Source organism: Psychrobacter sp. PP-21 (assembly GCF_033790785.1).
Taxonomy (GTDB): domain Bacteria; phylum Pseudomonadota; class Gammaproteobacteria; order Pseudomonadales; family Moraxellaceae; genus Psychrobacter.
This window is the reverse complement of sequence record NZ_JAMYEB010000051.1, coordinates 1-1825: the sequence shown is the minus strand read 5'-3', so window position 1 is coordinate 1825 and position 1825 is coordinate 1. Positions and strand designations below refer to the sequence as shown.

Annotated in this window: 1 rRNA gene; it reads right to left on the bottom strand. The window is 48.8% G+C overall.

Annotated elements, in window-relative coordinates:
- Positions 1-1715 (bottom strand): 23S ribosomal RNA (locus NJD71_RS13480); the annotation flags it as partial.
- Positions 1716-1825 lie beyond the last annotated feature (110 nt).

Below are 1825 nucleotides of genomic sequence, written 5' to 3'. Positions count from 1 at the left end.
CAGCTCAAGGAGCAAGTCCTATCACCACCAACAGCGTACCTTCTCCCGAAGTTACGGTACCATTTTGCCTAGTTCCTTCAGCAGAGTTCTCTCAAGCGCCTTGGTATTCTCTACCTGATCACCTGTGTCGGTTTAGGGTACGATTCGTTTATAACTATTGCTTAGAAGCTTTTCCTGGAAGCATGGTATTTGCCACTTCGCTGTACAAGTACAGCTTGCTATCAGATCTCGGTATGAAATAGCCCGGATTTACCTAAGCTATAAACCTACATCCTTTCACCTGGACAACCAACGCCAGGCTGACATAACCTTCTCCGTCCCTCCATCGCATTATAAACAAGTATCGGAATATTAACCGATTTCCCATCGACTACGCCTTTCGGCCTCGCCTTAGGGGTCGACTCACCCAGCCCCGATTAACGTTGGACTGGAACCCTTGATCTTCCGGCGTGCGAGCTTTTCACTCGCATTATCGTTACTCACGTCAGCATTCGCTCTTGTGATACCTCCAGCATGCTTTACAACACACCTTCACAGGCTTACACAACGCTCCCCTACCACTTGAAAACAAATTCAAATCCGCAGCTTCGGCTCCTAGTTTGAGCCCCGTTACATCTTCCGCGCGGGCCGACTCGACTAGTGAGCTATTACGCTTTCTTTAAAGGATGGCTGCTTCTAAGCCAACCTCCTAGCTGTCTATGCCTTCCCACCTCGTTTCCCACTTAACTAGGAATTTGGGGCCTTAGCTGGCGGTCTGGGTTGTTTCCCTCTCCACAATGGACGTTAGCACCCACTGTGTGTCTCCCGGATATCACTCATCGGTATTCGGAGTTTGCATCGGTTTGGTAAGTCGGTATGACCCCCTAGCCGAAACAGTGCTCTACCCCCAATGGTGTTCGTCCGAGGCGCTACCTAAATAGCTTTCGGGGAGAACCAGCTATCACCGAGTTTGATTAGCCTTTCACCCCTATCCACAAGTCATCCCCTGGCTTTTCAACGACAGTGGGTTCGGTCCTCCGGTGCCTGTTACGGCACTTTCAACCTGCTCATGGATAGATCACTCGGTTTCGGGTCTATGCCCTGCAACTAAACGCCCTATTAAGACTCGGTTTCCCTACGGCTCCCCTAAACGGTTAACCTTGCTACAGAACATAAGTCGCTGACCCATTATACAAAAGGTACGCGGTCACCCAACAAGTGGGCTCCCACTGCTTGTACGCACACGGTTTCAGGTTCTATTTCACTCCCCTCACAGGGGTTCTTTTCGCCTTTCCCTCACGGTACTGGTTCACTATCGGTCAGTCAGGAGTATTTAGCCTTGGAGGATGGTCCCCCCATCTTCAAACAGGATTTCTCGTGCCCCGCTCTACTTAATATGTTAACTCTAATGTTTCGAATACAGGACTATCACCTACTACGGTCAGCTTTCCCACGCTGTTCTTCTACATTAGAATTAATCGGCTTCTCCCCGTTCGCTCGCCGCTACTAGGGGAATCTCAATTGATGTCTATTCCTAAGGGTACTGAGATGTTTCACTTCCCCTCGTTCGCTTCCTAATAAATTAGGATACCTACCTTATGGTAGGTGGGTTTCCCCATTCAGAAATCTCCGGATCACAGGATATTGCCGCCTCCCCGAAGCTTATCGCAGGCTGTCACGTCTTTCATCGCCTCTGACTGCCAAGGCATCCACCATGTGCGCTTCATTACTTGACCATACAACCCCAAGTAGTCTTTCGACTCCAAAGTGTCATACAATCTAATTATGATAACGATATCACCTATGTTTATACGCTTGATTCAGTTCTCTTTACTTTTTTAATAAC